The sequence below is a fragment of the Pristimantibacillus sp. PTI5 genome (genome assembly GCF_048572955.1).
GTDB lineage: Bacteria > Bacillota > Bacilli > Paenibacillales > Paenibacillaceae > Pristimantibacillus.
Genome location: NZ_CP183886.1, coordinates 3135001 through 3149775 on the forward strand (window position 1 = coordinate 3135001; position 14775 = coordinate 3149775).

The 14775-nt window shown below is 46.9% G+C and carries 14 protein-coding genes and 4 rRNA genes (1 of these 18 only partly in view); 16 read left to right on the forward strand and 2 right to left on the reverse strand.

The window, feature by feature from the left end:
- The 4 genes from ACN6MW_RS14070 to rrf (ACN6MW_RS14085) all read left to right on the forward strand — a co-directional run.
- Positions 1–163, forward strand: a 16S ribosomal RNA gene (locus ACN6MW_RS14070); it begins 1385 nt to the left of the window's first position.
- Between the two features lie 110 nt (positions 164–273).
- Positions 274–390: ribosomal RNA gene (gene rrf / locus ACN6MW_RS14075) — 5S ribosomal RNA — on the forward strand.
- Positions 391–540: 150 nt separating this feature from the next.
- Positions 541–3476: ribosomal RNA gene (locus tag ACN6MW_RS14080) — 23S ribosomal RNA — on the forward strand.
- A 98-nt stretch (positions 3477–3574) separates the two neighbouring features.
- Positions 3575–3691 (forward strand): 5S ribosomal RNA (gene rrf / locus ACN6MW_RS14085).
- Together the 16S, 23S and 5S rRNA genes form the textbook arrangement of a ribosomal RNA operon.
- 108 nt (positions 3692–3799) lie before the next feature.
- On the opposite strand, the gene ACN6MW_RS14090 is transcribed toward rrf (ACN6MW_RS14085), so the two are convergent.
- Positions 3800–4330 carry a transposase gene (locus ACN6MW_RS14090; protein ID WP_419875942.1) on the reverse strand — a complete coding sequence of 177 codons (531 nt, stop codon included), beginning with the start codon at positions 4328–4330 and terminating at the stop codon, positions 3800–3802.
- A 232-nt stretch (positions 4331–4562) separates the two neighbouring features.
- Here ACN6MW_RS14090 and ACN6MW_RS14095 point away from each other — a divergent pair, with 232 nt between their 5' ends.
- The 10 genes from ACN6MW_RS14095 to rsmI all read left to right on the forward strand — a co-directional run bounded on the left by ACN6MW_RS14095 (position 4563) and on the right by rsmI (position 11994).
- Positions 4563–4754, forward strand: coding sequence for a sigma factor G inhibitor Gin (locus tag ACN6MW_RS14095; protein WP_364154830.1), 192 nt, complete (start codon positions 4563–4565; stop codon positions 4752–4754).
- A 103-nt stretch (positions 4755–4857) separates the two neighbouring features.
- A complete protein-coding gene (locus ACN6MW_RS14100) occupies positions 4858–6393 on the forward strand; it encodes an aminotransferase class I/II-fold pyridoxal phosphate-dependent enzyme (protein WP_419875943.1) in 1536 nt (511 codons plus the stop codon).
- Between the two features lie 84 nt (positions 6394–6477).
- Entirely contained in the window at positions 6478–7128 is a 651-nt protein-coding gene (gene tmk / locus ACN6MW_RS14105) for a dTMP kinase (protein WP_419875944.1), read from the forward strand.
- Positions 7129–7216: 88 nt separating this feature from the next.
- Positions 7217–7546, forward strand: a complete 330-nt coding sequence (locus ACN6MW_RS14110) for a cyclic-di-AMP receptor (RefSeq protein WP_364154823.1) — start codon at positions 7217–7219, stop codon at positions 7544–7546.
- Between the two features lie 16 nt (positions 7547–7562).
- Positions 7563–8006, forward strand: a complete 444-nt coding sequence (locus tag ACN6MW_RS14115) for a YaaR family protein (RefSeq protein WP_364154821.1) — start codon at positions 7563–7565, stop codon at positions 8004–8006.
- A gap of 33 nt (positions 8007–8039) precedes the next feature.
- Positions 8040–9017 carry a DNA polymerase III subunit delta' gene (gene holB, locus ACN6MW_RS14120; RefSeq protein WP_419875945.1) on the forward strand — a complete coding sequence of 326 codons (978 nt, stop codon included), beginning with the start codon at positions 8040–8042 and terminating at the stop codon, positions 9015–9017.
- Positions 9018–9020: 3 nt separating this feature from the next.
- Entirely contained in the window at positions 9021–9824 is an 804-nt protein-coding gene (locus ACN6MW_RS14125; protein WP_053373398.1) for a PSP1 domain-containing protein, read from the forward strand.
- A 62-nt stretch (positions 9825–9886) separates the two neighbouring features.
- Positions 9887–10288, forward strand: a complete 402-nt coding sequence (locus ACN6MW_RS14130; protein ID WP_419875946.1) for an initiation-control protein YabA — start codon at positions 9887–9889, stop codon at positions 10286–10288.
- A gap of 159 nt (positions 10289–10447) precedes the next feature.
- Positions 10448–11116: a tRNA1(Val) (adenine(37)-N6)-methyltransferase gene (locus ACN6MW_RS14135; RefSeq protein ID WP_419876348.1), complete on the forward strand. Its 669-nt coding sequence runs from the start codon at positions 10448–10450 to the stop codon at positions 11114–11116.
- Positions 11113–11994 (forward strand): 16S rRNA (cytidine(1402)-2'-O)-methyltransferase, encoded by an 882-nt coding sequence (gene rsmI, locus ACN6MW_RS14140; protein ID WP_419875947.1) that lies wholly within the window; start codon positions 11113–11115, stop codon positions 11992–11994. The genes ACN6MW_RS14135 and rsmI overlap by 4 nt, the downstream gene beginning before the upstream one ends.
- Before the next feature lie 129 nt (positions 11995–12123).
- Here the strand turns inward: rsmI and ACN6MW_RS14145 are convergent, their stop codons facing one another.
- Complete coding sequence (locus ACN6MW_RS14145; protein WP_028609554.1) at positions 12124–12378, reverse strand: AbrB/MazE/SpoVT family DNA-binding domain-containing protein; 255 nt, start codon at positions 12376–12378, stop codon at positions 12124–12126.
- A 271-nt stretch (positions 12379–12649) separates the two neighbouring features.
- Between ACN6MW_RS14145 and ACN6MW_RS14150 the strand changes: the two genes are divergently transcribed.
- Together ACN6MW_RS14150 and ACN6MW_RS14155 are read left to right on the forward strand one after the other, a co-directional pair.
- Positions 12650–13948: an HD domain-containing protein gene (locus ACN6MW_RS14150; protein ID WP_364154810.1), complete on the forward strand. Its 1299-nt coding sequence runs from the start codon at positions 12650–12652 to the stop codon at positions 13946–13948.
- 23 nt (positions 13949–13971) lie between these two features.
- Positions 13972–14739: a TatD family hydrolase gene (locus ACN6MW_RS14155; RefSeq protein ID WP_419876349.1), complete on the forward strand. Its 768-nt coding sequence runs from the start codon at positions 13972–13974 to the stop codon at positions 14737–14739.
- Positions 14740–14775: the final 36 nt, after the last annotated feature.

Genomic DNA, 14775 nt, shown 5'->3' on the forward strand with positions numbered 1-14775 from the left:
CCCGGGTCTTGTACACACCGCCCGTCACACCACGAGAGTTTACAACACCCGAAGCCGGTGGGGTAACCCGCAAGGGAGCTAGCCGTCGAAGGTGGGGTAGATGATTGGGGTGAAGTCGTAACAAGGTAGCCGTATCGGAAGGTGCGGCTGGATCACCTCCTTTCTAAGGAAATACCCGGACCCGATGAGGTTCGGATAAACTTGGCAGTTTATCGCTTACTCGTTGTCAGTTTTGAAAGATTAATCCTCTTTCAATGTAAGTCATGTCATCCGTTTGGTGGCGATGGCGGAGGGGAACCACGCGTTCCCATACCGAACACGACCGTTAAGCCCTCCAGCGCCAATGGTACTTAGACCGCAGGGTCTTGGGAGAGTAGGACGTCGCCAAGCAGGTGTTATATTTACACCTTTGCAGCAGCCGAAAGGCTCCGCTGTGATTTACTTTGCACCTTGAAAACTGGATAACGAAAGAAAAGAATTGCTGAAACATCCTTTAGTTGTTTTTATTAGAAGCGAAGGTGAGCGATCACCCGAGCAAATGGTTAAGCTAGTAAGAGCGCACGGAGGATGCCTAGGCACCAGGAGCCGAAGAAGGACGTGGCGAACAACGATACCGCCCCGGGGAGCCGTAAGCAGGCATTGATCCGAGGATTTCCGAATGGGGAAACCCAGCTGTCGTAATGGACAGTTACTATCAACTGAATACATAGGTTGATAAGAGGCATACCAGGGGAACTGAAACATCTAAGTACCCTGAGGAAGAGAAAACAATAGTGATTCCGTCAGTAGCGGCGAGCGAACGCGGATTAGCCCAAACCAAGGAGCTTGCTCCTTGGGGTTGTAGGACGTCTCACATGGAGTTACAAAGGTGTTTGGTAGGCGAAGAGGTCTGGAAAGGCCCGCCAGAGCAGGTAAAAGCCCTGTAACCGAAAGCAAGCACTCTCCGAGACGGATCCTGAGTACGGCGGGACACGTGAAACCCCGTCGGAATCCGGCAGGACCATCTGCCAAGGCTAAATACTCCCTGGTGACCGATAGTGAAGCAGTACCGTGAGGGAAAGGTGAAAAGCACCGCGGAAGCGGAGTGAAAAAGAACCTGAAACCGTGCGCTTACAAAAAGTCAGAGCCCGTTAAATGGGTGATGGCGTGCCTTTTGTAGAATGAACCGGCGAGTTACGATCACGTGCAAGGTTAAGTCGGGAAGACGGAGCCGTAGCGAAAGCGAGTCTGAATAGGGCGAATAAGTACGTGGTCGTAGACCCGAAACCGTGTGATCTACCCCTGTCCAGGGTGAAGGTGCGGTAACACGCACTGGAGGCCCGAACCCACGCACGTTGAAAAGTGCGGGGATGAGGTGGGGGTAGCGGAGAAATTCCAATCGAACTCGGAGATAGCTGGTTCTCCCCGAAATAGCTTTAGGGCTAGCCTCGAGGAATGAGCGTCGTGGAGGTAGAGCACTGATTGGGTGCGGGGCCCGCCAAGGGTTACCAAGTCCAGTCAAACTCCGAATGCCATAGACGTGCTACTCGGGAGTCAGACAGTGAGTGCTAAGATCCATTGTCAAGAGGGAAACAGCCCAGATCATCAGCTAAGGTCCCCAAGTGTGTGTTAAGTGGGAAAGGATGTGGAGTTGCAAAGACAACCAGGATGTTGGCTTAGAAGCAGCCACCATTTAAAGAGTGCGTAATAGCTCACTGGTCGAGTGACTCTGCGCCGAAAATGTAACGGGGCTAAACACACCACCGAAGCTATGACATGTGCCTATATGGTACTTGGGTAGGGGAGCGTTGAATACGGATTGAAGTTGGACCGTGAGGACTGGTGGACTGTATTCAAGTGAGAATGCCGGTATGAGTAACGAAAAGACAAGTGAGAATCTTGTCCGCCGAAAGCCTAAGGGTTCCTGAGGAAGGCTCGTCCTCTCAGGGTAAGTCGGGACCTAACGCGAGGCCGAAAGGCGTAGTGGATGGACAACAGGTTGAAATTCCTGTACCACCGTAAACCGTTATGAGCAATGGGGTGACACAGAAGGGCAGTGACGCGGGCTGATGGAATAGCCCGTCCAAGCAGTGAGGCTAGTGTGTAGGCAAATCCGCACACTATTAGGCTGGGCTGTGATGGGGAGCGAAAATTATAGTAGCGAAGGTCATGTACTCCGGCTGTCAAGAAAAGCCTCTAGCCAGGTGAAGGTGCCCGTACCGCAAACCGACACAGGTAGGCGAGCAGAGCATGCTAAGGCGCGCGGAAGAACTCTCGTTAAGGAACTCGGCAAAATGACCCCGTAACTTCGGGAGAAGGGGTGCCTCGGTAGGGTTTATAGCCCGAGGGGGCCGCAGTGAAAAGGCCCAAGCGACTGTTTAGCAAAAACACAGGTCTGTGCGAAGCCGTAAGGCGAAGTATACGGGCTGACGCCTGCCCGGTGCTGGAAGGTTAAGGGGAGCGGTTAGGGGTTAAACCCGAAGCTGTGAACCGAAGCCCCAGTAAACGGCGGCCGTAACTATAACGGTCCTAAGGTAGCGAAATTCCTTGTCAGGTAAATTCTGACCCGCACGAATGGCGTAACGACTTGGGCGCTGTCTCAACGAGAGATCCGGTGAAATTTTAATACCTGTGAAGATGCAGGTTACCCGCGACAAGACGGAAAGACCCCATGGAGCTTTACTGTAACTTGATATTGGACTTTGGTACGATCTGTACAGGATAGGTGGGAGCCTGAGAAGCATGAGCGCCAGCTTGTGTGGAGGCGACGTTGGGATACCACCCTGATCGTATCGGAGTTCTAACCTGCTGCCGTGAAACCGGCAGAGGGACCGTGTCAGGTGGACAGTTTGACTGGGGCGGTCGCCTCCTAAAATGTAACGGAGGCGCCCAAAGGTTCCCTCAGAATGGTTGGAAATCATTCGAAGAGTGCAAAGGCATAAGGGAGCTTGACTGCGAGACCTACAAGTCGAGCAGGGACGAAAGTCGGGCTTAGTGATCCGGTGGTACCGAATGGAAGGGCCATCGCTCAACGGATAAAAGCTACCCTGGGGATAACAGGCTTATCTCCCCCAAGAGTCCACATCGACGGGGAGGTTTGGCACCTCGATGTCGGCTCATCGCATCCTGGGGCTGAAGTAGGTCCCAAGGGTTGGGCTGTTCGCCCATTAAAGCGGTACGCGAGCTGGGTTCAGAACGTCGTGAGACAGTTCGGTCCCTATCTGTCGCGGGCGCAGGAAATTTGAGAGGAGCTGTCCTTAGTACGAGAGGACCGGGATGGACGTACCGCTGGTGTACCAGTTGTTCCGCCAGGAGCACCGCTGGGTAGCCAAGTACGGACGGGATAAGCGCTGAAAGCATCTAAGCGTGAAGCCCCCCTCAAGATGAGATTTCCCAGTATGTAAGACCCCTTGAAGACGACGAGGTTGATAGGTTCGGGGTGGAAGCACAGCAATGTGTGTAGCTGACGAATACTAATCGGTCGAGGGCTTATCCTAAAACGTTTGCATGGACCCATACATCCGGCAGACAGCAGCTAAAAAGGTTTCAGCAAACCTAACTTTCGTATCCAGTTTTCAGCGTGCAATACGCTACGTTTGGTGGCGATGGCGGAGGGGAACCACGCGTTCCCATACCGAACACGACCGTTAAGCCCTCCAGCGCCAATGGTACTTAGACCGCAGGGTCTTGGGAGAGTAGGACGTCGCCAAGCACGAGAGACCGATCGCATGTGATGCGATCGGTTTTTTGTTTCTATAAATAATCGAGGAATTAAAACAAGGCCTAAGAGTGCTCTATTTGAGCTTCTAAGGCCTTTGTTTTATCTACGGTAATAGGATGCTTCACGCGCCTCGAGTCGAAGCACGCCATCCTTCTGCTCTTTACGGAAAGAGAAGGAAAGAAGTAAACGGGGAGTAAGCAGCCATAAATGCCAGCTCACGATACTTATCATCAATGATTCTTTAACCCAAGGGTATAGAAGAGCAATGGCGCACAGGCCGATCCAAAACATATGCCGATGAACTCGGCGGAATAGCAGCAGCTTAATATCGTTGGCAGGCTTAAATCCAATCCACGGCGGTGTAATGCGCCAGATCCATTTACGGTCAGCGGCTTCATCTACACTGATGAACGTAAGGAGCATAATTGCGATATGTATGATTTGAACGACTGCGAACCCGAATAACCATGAAAATAAACCGTCCATTTGGTACATAAGCATTTGAAAAGCCAATAATATGGCCGCTATAAGCAAATGGCTTTGGATAAGCTCAGGGCGTATTACCTTTCGCTTCACAAGCTGGTATTGATAAATGGTGGCATTTTTTTGCTCAGATAATTTCTGACGCATGGTTGGACGTCCTTTCTATTTCAAAATTACGTGGACTCTCGTTTACTATATCGGTTTTTGCGAGCGAACTATCCATACTTGTGTTGAAAAATTTCGCTGAATGAGTAACCATTAGCCCAGATGGGGCATACGATATATAAATATTTGAAATGTGCTATGAAACAAGTATAAATAGATAGACTATGTGTCATACTAGTAGCTATATAGCATCAAACCGAAAGCGGGGATTGTTATGAACGATAATCGCGAGTATCAATGTAATATTTGCAATGAGAAAAAGGCAGAGGGACAAGGCATTCGAATTGTTACCGGTTTTATCTGCGAGAGCTGTGAAGAGGAAATGGTTAAAACAGATGTTAAAGATGCGAAATACCCCTTCTTCATTCATCAAATGAAGCAAATATTTTTGGGTGAAAATGCATGAGCGGTTTCTGACTACAGAAGCTGCTCTTTTTTTTGCGCTTTAATAAGGTACAATAAGAGGAAGGTCTGCATGTATGCTTATTTGAAAGGAATGTCGAGATACAATGAAGCCATTCAATGCTCCAATTTATAATGCGTTAGTCAGACATGCCCATTCGAATTCGATAGGGTTCCACGTGCCTGGGCATCATGGCGGCCAAGCGCTTAGACAATCTTTTGGGAGCGAACAGATAAAGAATGATTTAATGGAGTATTTTTATAACATTATGCGGCTTGATGTAACCGAACTCACCTCGACCGATGATTTGCATCATCCAGAAGCTTCAATAAAGGAAGCGCAGCAGATGGCTGCAAATACATTTGGATCCGAGGATACTTTTTTTTTGGTGGGCGGCAGCACATCGGGTAATATTGCTCTACTGCTTACCGTATGTGAACCGGACGATATTGTCATCGTACAGCGAAATGTTCATAAATCGATTTTGAATGGATTAAAATTAGCAGGTGCGAAGGCTGTATTTCTAACGCCGCAAGTTGAACCTATATCCGGTATAGCGACAATCCCTACTGTCCAGCAAGTAGAAGATGCTCTCGTCTTATACCCTGAGGCTAAGGCTGTCTTTTTATCAAATCCTAATTACTATGGAATGGGTGTAAAGCTGAGGCCCTATGTCGAGGCTGTCCACCGTAAAAACAAACCTATTCTGATTGACGAGGCACATGGCGCTCATTTTGGGATGCATCATTTATTACCTCAATCTGCGATATCCGAGGGCGCTGACGCTGTTGTGCAATCGGCGCATAAGACGCTGCCAGCCTTAACGATGGGGGCAATGCTTCATATACAGGGCAACCGAATTTCAAGAGAGATATTGCGTCAGTCACTAGCGATGATCCAAAGCTCAAGTCCATCATTCCCAATTCTTGCTTCTATGGATATTTCCCGCGCAATGATCGATACATTAGGTGAAAGTATGTTCCAACAGAGCCTAGATTCGGCAGCAGCTTTTCGACGATGGTTGAGTGAGCAGCAAACGAATGTAACCGAGATGAATATTCAGGCTGACGGGGAATTGAATCTTTATTTTGATCCCTTGCGAATTGTGCTTCAAGATGGAAGCGGCGTTCGGACCGGATATGAGCTTCAGAAGCAATTGGAACGCCATGGATGCTTTGCAGAGATGGCAGATCCGCAATATGTAGTGCTTATACTTGGTATTCAAACCTCAATGATGGACATACAAAGGCTGCAGCAGGCTATTGAGGAAATGGTTAGAGAGGAAAACCGTGAAGCGATTGTTCCAGTAAGGAGAGTAACTATTTCCTCTATAGCGAGCGTATCCGTTAACACCAGCATTTCTGAGCCTGTTTCGTTTGCAAGAGGCAAGTTTAAAAATGAAACAAGCGAACGCATACAATTGCATGATGCTGAACACCATATATCGGCTGAGATGGTAACGCCGTACCCGCCGGGCATTGCGGTTTTGTATCCAGGGGAAATAATAACCCCAGAGATGATCAAGCATCTCCAACAGCTTTCCTCCGCAGGCACAAAGTTTCAAGGCGCAGTTGATCTAAAAATGAAAACCATAGCGGTATATCCAAAATCAACCGGAATGCGCGATGCTTTTGATGAATGAGGCATTTCTTCATTGTACAAGGGGTACTGCTTTGTTAATATAGAAGAAAGTATAGTTAACATAAACGTTAGGAGAAGCCTTAGTTTGAGAAAAGGTGTTTTCATTACCATAGAAGGCGGCGAGGGAGCCGGCAAATCGACACTGATTGAACAGCTATCGAATAAGATGCTTCAGAGGGGGAAAATGGTCACCACGACAAGAGAACCCGGAGGCATCCCGATTGCGGAACAAATTCGAAACGTTATTTTGGACCGTGAGCATGTCGCCATGGATGCCAGAACGGAAGCGCTGCTTTATGCGGCTGCTCGCAGGCAGCATCTTGTGGAAAAGGTTGCGCCTGCGCTTGAACAAGGTCAAATGGTCATTTGTGACCGTTTCGTAGACAGCAGCCTCGCTTATCAGGGGCATGCTCGAGGGCTTGGGATGGATGAGGTGTGGGCAATTAATCAATTCGCTATTCAAGATCTTATGCCGGATTTGACCATTTATATGGATGTGTCTCCGGAAGTAGGCCTAAGGCGTATATCGCAAGCGGCCGAACGGGAGATCAACCGGTTGGATCTAGAAAAGCACTCCTTTCACGAAAAGGTACGGGAAGGGTACTTGCAGCTTCTGCAGCAGAACCCCGTACGAATGATGCGAATTGATGCCGAACAAAGTCCTGAAAAGGTGTTTCATGACGTTTTATCGGCAATTGACAGCCGCTTTGCAGGATTTCTTGCAACCAATGTCTAATTTTATAGAATGGACTTCCTGAAGATGGGGAGTTGCGAAACGCAAGATATTAATAACCTATTCTAATAGTAGTCAAGGGGGAATGAAGATGAAATTAGTAATTGCGGTTATTCAAGATAAGGATAGCAACCGATTGTCGAATGCACTTGTCCGTGAGGGCTTTAGAGCAACAAAACTTGCAAGTACCGGCGGATTCTTAAGAGCAGGCAACACAACCTTTATGATTGGTATTGAAGACGAAAGAGTACATGAGGTGCTGCAGGTCATTAATGCAAATTGTAAGGTGCGCGATCAGCTGGTTACACCGGTTTCACCGATGGGCGGATCAACAGATTCCTATATTCCTTTCCCTGTTGAAGTACAGGTCGGGGGCGCAGCGGTGTTCGTATTGCCAGTTGAACGATTTGAGCATTTCTGATTGGGCGTGACATAACATGAAAATAGATCAAGGGTTCCGGCCTTTAGGGCAAAACCGTGCCAACAATGACGCTTCGACCAAGCAGGTTCAGCCAAAAAACTTTGCCGACGTCATGATTCAACAGGATGCGGACCGTACCCAAGAGCAGCTTCAACAAAAACTGCAGGATATTCATAGACAAGGCGAGCGATTGGCTAGAATAATGACTGTACGCGAATTAAAACTCTACCGCCAGATGATCAAGCAGTTTTTGGAGGACACCATACGACGGGGAGTCGTTCTAAAGGAAGTCAAAGGCTTTGATCGAAGAGGAAGAATCAAGCGATATAAACTGCTGGATGAAATAGATGCCACACTCGTCGCAATGGCCGAGGATTTACTGGACAGCGAGCAAGGAAGAATTGATTTGCTTAACAGGATCGGTGAGATACGGGGTCTTCTAATTAATTTGTTATTTTAATGAGAAGAGAGCAGGGAAAGGTTAGGAACGACGATGAGCCTTGAACAAATACCAGGGCAATGGAAAGCGCAGAGGATTTTGTCGCATGCTCTGCAAAGCGGTAAAATCTCTCACGCTTATTTATTTAACGGACCGTCGGGTACCGGGCGTATGGCAATGGCTCGCGAATTCGCTAAAGCGTTGTTCTGCACGGCTGGCGGCGCGGATTCATGCGGAGAATGCCTGGAGTGCAGAAAGTTTGAGCATGGAAACCAAACGGACTTAACCACGATTGTACCCGATGGCCAATCGATAAAAATCGACCAAATTCGGGAGTTGCAGCGCGATTTTTCTTATCGCAATAGCGGAACGAAGCGGAAAGTATACATGATCGAGCAGGCCGACAAAATGACGATGCAAGCGGGGAACAGCTTGCTCAAGTTTCTAGAAGAGCCGTTGTCGCCTGTCGTGGCTATTTTGATAACGGACAATGGACAAGCCGTCCTTCCTACGATTCAATCCCGTACGCAGTGGGTTCCATTCTTGCCTATGTCTCCTGAATGCATGCTGCAGACGCTAATTGCGGAGGGTGCTCCATCTGTTTTAGCCCGAACGGTTGTGCAATTAACATCGGGGTTGGAAGGCGCGAGACAATTTCTCCAGCAGAATCAGTTTGCAGAAATCAGAACCCTAGTGATACAATTAGGTAAGGAGAGTTTGACCCGATTCACCGCGGCGATGATCACTGCTGGACAACAGCTATTTAAAACAGATTTAGTGGAGCATACACAGCTGCTGTTGTCGTTATTAGTTATATGGTTTAAAGATTTGATACAGTTCCAGGCCGGCAGGCAGGACAACATCGTTTTTATAGATCAGTTGGAATGGATAAGCAAGCATGCTTTTGATCGTTCGTTCGCAGGGTGGGTGTCCTGCATCGAACACACTTTAGAAGCGAGTAAGCGTATGCGTGCAAATGTTACGCCGCAGCTCGCGTTTGAGCAACTATTGGTAAACTTACAGGAGGGCTAATTCTTGTATAATGTCATCGGTGTTCGCTTCAAGAAAGCGGGCAAGATCTATTACTTTGATCCAGTTGAGCATCCCGTGGATAAGGAGCAACATGTTATTGTTGAAACAGCACGGGGAATCGAATACGGAAAAGTGGTGGTGGGACAGAAGCAAGTCGGTGAATCGGATGTCGTTCTTCCTCTTAAGAAAGTAATACGCATTGCAAGCGATGTCGATGCAAAAGTTGTCGAAGAAAATCGCGCAGCAGCCAAAAATGCGTTTTCTACTTGTCTTGAAAAGATTAAAGGTCACCAGCTTCGCATGAAGCTAGTTGACGTAGAATTTACGTTTGACCGCAACAAAATTATTTTTTACTTTACGGCAGAAGGTAGAGTCGACTTCCGTGAGTTAGTCAAGGATTTGGCCAGCGTTTTTCGTACCCGTATCGAACTCAGGCAAATAGGGGTTCGGGACGAAGCGAAAATGCTAGGCGGAATTGGACCTTGCGGACGGGTATTATGCTGTTCCTCTTGGCTGGGCGATTTTGAGCCCGTATCGATCAAGATGGCCAAAGACCAGAATTTATCGCTTAATCCGACAAAAATTTCCGGGTTATGCGGACGCCTTATGTGCTGCCTTAAATATGAGCACGACAATTACGAAAGCATTCGCGAAGAGCTTCCGGCAATTGGTAAATTCGTAGTCACCTCATATGGTGAAGGTAAAGTAACGGGTATTAACACATCTACCAAAAGCGTGTATGTTCAGTTATTTGATACACCAGGTAAACCGAAAGAACTGTCGATGGATGATGTCGTCATCAAATAAGCGGCAGAGTGCGATTCTCACGGGTGAGGTTACACTCACGCTTGAAGCTCTGGGGTGGGAACTTGGAGAAGAACAATATATTCGCAAAAATGGACGAGCTGGATAACCAAGTAGGTGTGTTCCATAAGGAGCTTACGGATTTGAAGCAGAAGGTTAAAGAGCTGCTCGAGGATAATAAGCGACTTAGTGAAGAGAACAACCAGCTGCGTCAGTTGTTTAAGAGAGAAGCAGAGCTGGAGCGTGAAGTAGTTAAAGCACCGGCTAAAGGCAAGAAATCGGGAGCCAATCAAGTGGTTCAAGTCTCCAGCAACCAAACATTCGCGGAAGCGAGCGTAGCGATTGGAGAAGGCCATGATAATTTGACCCGGCTGTATCACGAAGGATTCCACATATGCAACGTTTATTACGGGCATTTGCGGACGGAGGGTGACTGTTTGTTCTGTCTATCCTTTCTAAATAAATAATGGAATCCGTATCGACATGCCGTCCTTGCCGCAAAGGGCGGTATTTTTATTAACCAGACCATGAAAAATATAGAAAAGCATATCGACAATTCAAAAGGAGCGGCTTAAATCGTGTCGGAACAAATTACTTTAGCAGTGAATGAACGGCTTGATGACCTTATGACGGAATCAGGCCTGAAAATCATACAAAGCAGAGAGGTTTTTAGCTTCTCGCTTGATGCCGTATTGCTCTCTCGCTTTGCAAGCGTACCGAAGCATGGGCGGATCGTGGATCTTTGTACGGGGAACGGAGTCATTCCCATGCTTCTAACTACAAGGACGAATGCACGAATCGATGCGGTTGAGATTCAACCAAGATTGGCGGATATGGCCAGAAGAAGCGTTGTGCTTAATCAACTGACAGAACAGATTACGGTCATTGAACAAGATCTGAAATCATATCCAAAGATTGCCGGGAATGGCGTTTATGACGCCGTAACAGTTAATCCGCCTTACATGCCGGTAACGGCAGGCGATCAGAATGAAAATGAGCATTATGCTATTGCTAGGCATGAGATCCACTGTACGTTGGATGATGTGGCAGAAGCATGCTCACGGCTCGTAAGGCCTGGCGGAAAGGTGTCCATGGTTCATCGTCCGTCAAGGCTGCTCGATATCGTAGCGACTATGCGCAAATGGAGACTTGAGCCAAAGCGCATTCAATTTGTGCATCCGCATGCACAAGCGGAGGCTAACATGGTATTAATAGAAGCTATGCGGGATGGAAAACCTGATATTAAGCTACTTCCACCGATTATGGTTTATGAAAACGGGGTGCAGATCGTTTGAATATACAAAAAAGTTTTTCTGATGCAGCCAGCGAAGAGCGTGGCAGCCTTTATTTAGTTGCAACGCCAATAGGCAATCTCGAAGATATGACCTTTCGTGCAATACGCACGTTGAAGGAGGTACAGCTTATCGCGGCGGAGGATACAAGGCAAACGCGTAAGCTGCTTACTCATTTTGATATCGGGACTCGAATTGTAAGCTATCACGAGCATAATAAGCGGGCAAGCGGACCCGAGCTGATTAGATTGCTGCTGGAGGGGCAGTCAATCGCATTAGTAAGCGACGCGGGATTGCCCGCTATCTCAGACCCCGGCGCTGACCTGGTAAAGGATGCGATTGAAAATAACATTGCGGTTATCCCGGTTCCCGGAGCAAATGCAGCATTGTCTGCTCTTATTATTTCAGGTTTGCCGACCGAACGTTTTTTATTTGCGGGGTTTCCGCCCCGAGAAAAAAAATCGTTAACGAAATGGCTGCTGGACATGCAAGGCCAGAGAGGAACCCTCCTTTTTTACGAATCTCCTCATCGGATCATCAAAACGCTGGCTGTACTTCAAGAATGTCTTGGCGATCGGCAGATTGCTTGCGTGAGAGAGCTAACAAAGCGTCATGAGGAAGCAGTGCGCGGCAATGTAACAGAATGTATGGAATGGTTTGCAGAGCATCCGCCGCTAGGCGAGTTTTGCATAGTAGTCGAGGGGGCAGATGGGATAGGAGCAAGCGATCAACCGCATAACGAATTATGGTGGTCGGAACTAGACCTTGCTGCGCATGTCGCTCATTATGAAGAACAGCATGACCGGAAGGAAGCTATCAAAAGGGTCGCTTTGGATCGCGGATTGCCGAAACGGGATGTATATAATGAAGTAAATAGATAGAAAATGTTTCTAGAGAGAAAAATAGACAAAAAAAGACCTTCCTGGCCGGGTTCAAGCGCAGGAAGGCAACAAGGAGTATAAAAAAGGTTAGAATTAACAAGTTGATAAGTACAGTATAACCTATTTTTTTTATTTTGTCACAGGTGTTGGCATCTCTGACAAACAAATATGGCAAACAATTTTTCCTTTGAAATAAGAAACGTTTTCTGCATTACCACAGAAGATACATGCAGGCTCATATTTCTTAAGCATGATGCGCTCGCCGTCTACATAAATCTCAAGCGCGTCTTTTTCGCCTATACCGAGTGTACGACGCAATTCGATTGGAATAACGACCCGTCCCAGTTCATCAACCTTACGAACAATACCAGTAGATTTCATCATAATCTATCATTGCCCCTCTCAAAATACGTTTCGTCATCGTTCGACATAGTTTTTACTTTTATGAATACTATAATACCAACGATTACCAGAATAGTCAACTAAGAATATTGCCAATAAATCCCGTAATCATAAGTATTTGACTAGATAGTAAGGCCATATTACTCTGTAATAGAATACAACAGCTTCGACAATTTGGAAACTAATTTACGACACTATTCGACACCATATTCGATTTTTGTGTCGAAAATATGAACAAAGGAGTTGAGAGACGATGAAGCAACAGCTGACGGAAGAGAAAGTTTTTAAGGATCCTGTCCACAATTATATTTATGTTCAGGACCAAACAATTTGGGATTTAATCAATACAAAAGAGTTTCAAAGGCTGCGGCGGATACGTCAATTAGGAACCTCCTATTTAACATTCCATGGTGCCGAACACAGCCGGTTCTCCCATTCGCTTGGCGTATATGAAATTACACGAAAAATTATCTCCCAGTTCGAACGACACGGGTATCCGGATTGGCCTGCTGAGGAAAGATTAGTCTCACTTTGCGCAGCGTTGCTTCATGATGTCGGTCACGGTCCGTTCTCCCACTCCTTAGAAGAAGTATTCGACACGGACCATGAAGAGTGGACATGTAAAATCGTGCTGGAGGATACAGAAATTAATCGAGTGCTGCGGGCAGTTTCGGAGCAGTTTCCTGCACAGGTAGCGGCAGTCATTCAAAAAACATATCCAAAGCCAATTGTCGTAAGCTTAATATCCAGTCAAATGGATGCGGACCGCATGGATTATTTATTAAGAGACGCTTATTTTACCGGCGTTAATTACGGCAACTTTGATTTAGAACGCATTTTGCGCGTATTGCGTCCCTATAAAGGGAAAATTGTAGTCAAAGAGAGCGGAATGCACGCGGTAGAGCATTACTTGATGTCTCGTTATCAAATGTATTGGCAGATTTACTTCCATCCAGTTACAAGAAGCTCTGAGATTATTTTACGTCAAATATTTCGTAGAGCGCAGGAACTTTATGTGGGTGGGTATGTATTTGATTGGATACCGAAGCCGATTAAGGGGCTTATTCATAATACGATGACGGTCCAAGACTATTTAAAATTGGATGAGGCTTTGGTTCAAACGGCTTTCACGCAGTGGGCGGAGGAGCGGGATCCCCTGCTAAGCGATCTATGCAGCCGGTTTATGAACCGCCGGTTATATAAATATATAACCATTGATAATCCTGATGAAGCACTTCTAAATGAAATCAGCGATTGCTTTTCTTCTATAGGTATGAATCCCGATTATCATATGGAGATTGATTTTCCTTTTGACCTGCCGTATGACGTTTATCGACCAGATAAAAAAGAAGGCGAAAAGAAAGAAAAAGCGCCGATTTTGTTGTTAGACGAACAGGATGAAATAGGTGAAATATCTGCTAAATCCGACATTGTTCGTTCAATTACGGGGCTTCATCAGGGTGAATACCATTTGTATTACCCGGAGGAGCCTCTCAAGAGCAACATACACTTAATTCCTGATAAATTAAAAAACCTATTCAAACTTGCTTAATGGAGGCTGACACATACATGACATTGCTTTTTGATACACATACCCATTTGGACTCCTATAAATTCGATGAGGATCGCGACGAGGTCATTCAGCGCGCAAAGGATGCAGGCGTGCATATGCTCGTCAATATCGGCTTTAACCGCGAAACCATTCCTACGACGATGGCGCTGGCCGAGAAATATGATTTTATTTATGCAGCGGTAGGCTGGCATCCCGTTGACAGTATTGACATGCGTCCTGGGGATTTAGAATGGATCGAGCAGCTTTGCTCGCATGAAAAGGTTGTTGCTATTGGCGAAATTGGTCTCGACTATCACTGGGATACTTCGCCAAAAGATGTCCAGCAGCGCGTATTTCGGGAGCAGATCCGTCTTGCCCGCAAGGTAGGAAAGCCGATTGTCATCCATAATCGCGATGCGCATGAGGATGTCATTCGCATTTTGCAAGAGGAAAACGCTGCAGAGGTCGGGGGCGTCATGCACTGCTTCTCAGGCAGCTGGGAAACGGCCAAACAATGCTTGGATATGAATTTTTATATTTCGTTCGGAGGGCCGGTTACATTCCAAAATGCAAGGGTACCGAAAGAGGTGCTTAAGCAGGTTCCGCTCGACCGGATTTTGATTGAAACGGATGCCCCGTATTTGGCTCCTCACCCCTTCAGAGGGAAGAGAAACGAGTCCTCTTATGTGTCGCTCGTCGCAGAGACGGCTTCCCAGTTATTGGGTAAAACGGTAGATGAAATAGGCGCAATTACGACCGAGAACGGTAAAAAATGTTTTGGGATTGTATAAAAAAGAGAGAAATGAAGAGAATAAAAGACCTTTAGC